The sequence below is a fragment of the Cellulomonas hominis genome (genome assembly GCF_005239125.1).
GTDB classification, from domain to species: Bacteria; Actinomycetota; Actinomycetes; order Actinomycetales; family Cellulomonadaceae; genus Cellulomonas; species Cellulomonas hominis_A.
Genome location: NZ_SZYE01000254.1, coordinates 1 through 4,411, shown reverse-complemented (window position 1 = coordinate 4,411; position 4,411 = coordinate 1). Strand labels below are relative to the sequence as shown.

The following is a 4,411-nucleotide window of genomic DNA, read 5'->3' as shown; positions in this document are numbered from 1 at the left end:
GGCACCCTGCGGGTGCGGCGGGCCCGGGCCCGGGCGCGGGCGACGGCGGCGGGGCGGCCGAGGGCGCGCAGGGGTGCGGTGAGCTCGGCGGCGGCCAGCCCGGGCTCCTTGGTGGCGACCCGGACCAGCACCCGGACCAGCCCGGCGAGCACGGTCATGACCGCGACGAACGGCACCAGCGGCAGCGGCGCCCAGACGAGGCGCTGGTGCAGCAGGGCGGCCCGGCGTGCCGCGTACGACCGCCGGGGGTCGGCGCCGTCGGGCTCGCCGTCGGCGTCGAGGTCGACGATCGAGGCCGGGTCGGTGCCGGGGTCGCGCAGGCCGTGGTAGCCGGCCTGGGCGTGCCGGACGACGGCCGAGGGCACCACGAGCACCCGGTGCCCCGCCAGGCGGGCGCGCCGGGACAGGTCGAGCCCGTCGCCGAACGGGCCGAGGGCCGGGTCGGTCCCGCCGAGCTCCTGCCAGACGTCGCGGCGGACGAGCGCGCCGACCACGCCGACGCCGAGCACGTCCTCGCGCCCGTCGTGCTGGCCCTGGTCGACCTCGCCGGGTTCCACGTCCGTCATCCGCCGGCCGGACCGCGAGGTGCGGACGCCGACCTCGAGCAGCCGGGCGGGGGCGGTCCAGGTGCGCTGCTTCACGCCCGCGACGCCGACGGAGGGCGCTGCCTGGACGGCGCGGACGAGCTCGGCGAGCGCGGCCGGGTCCGGGGCGGCGTCGTCGTGCAGCAGCCAGAGCCAGGGGGCGCCGCCGCCGGGCAGGTCCGCCTCGGCCGCCACCGCGGTGCGCACGGCGTCGCCGAAGCTGCGGGCGCCGGGGGCCGTCAGCAGCGTCGTGGTGCCGGCGGGCAGGCCCGCGTCGCGCAGCACGGCGGCCAGGCCCGGGTCGGGGCGATCGCCCGCGTCGACCAGCAGCACCCGGGCGGGCGCGCGGGTCTGGGCGGCGACCGCGCGGAGCGTCGTCGCGAGGAACGGCGTGACGCCGCGGGCGACCACCACCGCCGTCACCGGGGCGGCGGCGGGGACGGAGCCCGTGGCGGGCGCGCCGGGGTGCAGCGTGCTGGCGGTCACGACGTCAGGCGCCCCGGCGGGCGCGATCAGACCACACGCCGCTTGAGCTTGCGGCGCTCACGCTCGGACAGCCCGCCCCAGATGCCGAACCGCTCGTCGTTGGCGAGCGCGTACTCGAGGCACTCCGCCCGGACCTCGCAGCCGGTGCAGACCTTCTTCGCCTCGCGGGTCGAGCCGCCCTTCTCGGGGAAGAACGCCTCGGGGTCGGTCTGGGCGCACAGGGCGCGCTCCTGCCAGCCCATGATGCCGTCGTCCTCGGGCGCGCCGAAGAGCGGCAGCACGGGCGCGACCGCCTCGGGCTGGGTCGTACGCGCCTCGGACGGGAAGGATCCCTCGTCGTCGAGCAGACTCCACATGTGTGCCTCCCCCGTCGTGCTCGGTGTCGATGGTCCGTCGGCGTCCGCGGTGTCCCGCGCGCCACTCGTTCCAACGAATTACACGCGTGTCGTTCCGCGTAGTCAAGCGGAAGACTGGTATCGGAGCCCATCCTGGCCGATATGTCCGGATCCGCGTGAACACGGCACCTAGGCTGCTCCCGTGCCGCTCTCCACGCCCCGCCCCGCCGCGTCCGTCGCCGATGTCCTGTCCGCCCTGCTCAGCGAGCCGGGCCGCCCCCGGCTCACCTGGTACGGCCCGGCCGGCGAGCGGATCGAGCTCTCCGGGGCGGTCCTCGACAACTGGGTGAGCAAGACCACCAACCTCCTCGTCGAGGAGCTCGACGCCGGCCCCGGGACGCGCGTGCTGCTCGACCTCCCGCCGCACTGGCGGACCGCGGTCTGGGCGCTGGCCGCCTGGCGGGTCGGCGCGACGGTGGCCACCGACGCGCACGCCGCGGCGGCGACGGCCGACGTCGTGGTCTCGGACCGCCCGGGCGCGCTCGACCTGCCCCGCGGGGCCGGCGTCGTCGCCGTGGCGCTGCCGGCGCTCGCCCGGCGCTTCGACGGCGACCTGCCCCCGGGCGCCCTCGACGCGGCGCAGTCCGTGATGACCTACGGCGACGTGGTCGGCTGGGCGCCGGCGGTCGAGCCGTCCGAGCCGGCCCTCGAGGTCGGCGGGACGCCCGTCCCGCACGCCGGCCTGGTCGCCGCCGCCCTCGGGGCCGCCCCGGTCCCGGCGGGCTCCCGGGCGCTGCTGCCGGTCGCCGACGAGCGAGCCGCGACCGCGTCCGCGCTGCTCACGACGCTCGGCGTGCTGGCGGGCGGCGGGTCGCTCGTGCTGCTGCGGCCCGAGCCGGGGGACGCGGCCGACCGGGCCGAGCGGATCGCGACGACGGAGCGGGTCACCGCGCGGCTCTGAGCGGCCGGCTCAGTCCGGCACCACGGACCCGTCCGGCGCGACCAGCCCCAGCCACACCTCGCTCCACGTGGTGTCGAGCGTCGTGGGCGGACCGGTGAGCGTGCGGGCCAGGGTCGAGGACGCGGTCCCGCCGACGGACGTCGCCGGCGGGACGGTCCAGGGGTAGTCGTCCACGTCGAACGACAGCGCCGCCACCGGTCCCCCGCCCCACGCGGCGCGCACGGCGGCGAGCTCGGCCCGCGTGGGCGGGTCGACGAATTCCACGACCTCGACCCCGCAGAGCACCCGGAGCGTCGCCAGGTACCGGAACGGGCTGGAGTGGGTCCACACCACGCGTTCGACGCCGCGCTCCGCCAGCGCCGCGCAGACCGCGTGCGCCTGCGTCGCCCGCCCGGACAGCTCGACGTGGGACGCGACCGACCCCCAGGTGGTCAGGGGGAAGGCGGCGACGCCGAGCGCGAGCACGGCCGCGGCCGCGCGCCGCCCGGCCTGCCACGCCGCCCCCGGGGTCCGTGACGACCACCGGGACGCCAGCGCCGCCAGCGCGCAGGACCCGGCCACCAGCAGCCCCGGGAACGTCGCCGGCACGAGCCGGCGCACCGCCCACAGCTGGTCGGGGGTGATGCTGACCCGCACCAGCGGGAACACCGCCGCGACCCCCACCACGGCGACGAGCAGCACCGCCGCCGGGTCGCGCCGGCCGACGCCGCGCCACGCGAGGAGGGCCAGCCCCGCGAACCCGAGCACGACGGCGGGGACGCCCAGGTACCAGCCCACCCAGGCGAGGGACTGCTCGTCGTAGGAGCGGGCCGGGTCGACCGCCTGCCCCGCCGCCTCCTGCAGCACGGAGACCGCGTAGCCGAACCCGCTCGCCGCGTCCGTGTACCGGCCCTGCCACCACAGCGGCCGGCTGGCGAGCACGACCCCGAGCAGGAGCACGACGGCGGCCGAGGCGAGACCCAGGACGCGCCTGCGGGCGTGCACCGCGGCGCGCGCCCGCGCGAGCACCCGTCCCGGCAGGAGCAGCACCACGACCGCCGCCGCCACGAGGACGCCGGTCGCGGTGAGCAGCGCCGTGAGCTGGCTCGCGTGGATCCGCACGTACTCCGGGCTCAGCAGCAGCACGTCCGCCATGCCGAGCACGACCATGGCGGCGCCCGCGCCGAGGGCGGCGAGCGCCCCGCGCACCGCCCCGCGCCGGTCCGCGGCCCCGAGCGGGGTGGCACCGAGCAGCAGGCCGGCGAGCGCGAGGCCGGCCACCACCACCGCGCCGTCGATCCGGGCGGCCGCGGTCGCGCCGGTCAGCGCCCCGACGAGCGCCCACCGCCCGGGTCCCGGCACCGGGCGCGGCCCCGGCCCGGCCTGGTGCCACAGACCGTGCGCCAGGGCGAGGCCGCCGCCCAGGAACGCCACGGTGACCGGCTCGGTGTAGGCCGCCCGGGTCAGCTCCAGGTACGGCAGGCTGAGCGCCAGGGCGGCGGTCGGCACCAGCGCCCACACCGGCCCGGCGAACCGCCGCGCCGCGCCGAACACGGCGAGGATCCCCACCGCGCCCAGCAGCAGGTTGCCGGCCAGCACGGCGCGCTCGCCGCCGGCCCAGCCCTGCACCGCCAGCAGCGCCGGCACCAGCGTGTTGCCCTGCGCGTGCAGCAGCCCGTCGTGCAGCCAGAACGCCTCCGTGCCGGCGCCGGCCCCGGCAGCGGCGGCCGCGGCGGTCTCGGCGGCGCCCACGGGGATCGGCGCCGCCGGGTGGTCGGTGAGCCAGAGCGCCTGGAGCGTGAGGAAGCCGGGATCGCGGTTGACCACCACGTACTCGGCGACGGACCGCAGCCCGAGCGCGACCCAGGCGGCCACCAGGGCCACCACGGCGGCCAGGGCACCCAGGTGCGCGCGGGTCGCCGGCGGCGGCGCCGGCACGAGCCGCCAGGTGGCCACGGCCAGCAGCGCCGCGAGCGGCAGCACCACCACGGGGCGGAACTGCCCGAGCAGCACCGCGAGGAGCGCCGCGACCCCGAGGGCCAGCAGCAGGACCGGGAGGCGGTCGG

At 78.8% G+C, this 4,411-nt stretch carries 3 protein-coding genes and 1 pseudogene; 1 reads left to right on the top strand and 3 read right to left on the bottom strand.

Annotated features, from left to right (window positions below):
• Nucleotides 1–1,070, bottom strand: a 1,070-nt coding sequence (locus FA014_RS18270) for a glycosyltransferase family 2 protein (RefSeq protein ID WP_154731044.1), incomplete at its 3' end; no start/stop codon positions are given.
• Between the two features lie 26 nt (nt 1,071–1,096).
• Nucleotides 1,097–1,426: a WhiB family transcriptional regulator gene (locus FA014_RS18265; protein ID WP_154731043.1), complete on the bottom strand. Its 330-nt coding sequence runs from the start codon at nt 1,424–1,426 to the stop codon at nt 1,097–1,099.
• Nucleotides 1,427–1,607: 181 nt separating this feature from the next.
• Here FA014_RS18265 and FA014_RS18260 point away from each other — a divergent pair, with 181 nt between their 5' ends.
• Entirely contained in the window at nt 1,608–2,366 is a 759-nt protein-coding gene (locus tag FA014_RS18260; RefSeq protein WP_230323382.1) for a TIGR03089 family protein, read from the top strand.
• Nucleotides 2,367–2,375: 9 nt separating this feature from the next.
• On the opposite strand, the pseudogene FA014_RS20280 reads toward FA014_RS18260, so the two are convergent.
• A pseudogene (locus tag FA014_RS20280) lies at nt 2,376–4,411 on the bottom strand (hypothetical protein); the annotation flags it as partial.

Coding starts and splice junctions, on each gene's coding strand:
- FA014_RS18265 (WP_154731043.1), bottom strand. CDS start 1,426: ATGTGGAGTCTGCTCGACGACGAGGGATCCTTCCCGTCCGAGGCGCGT.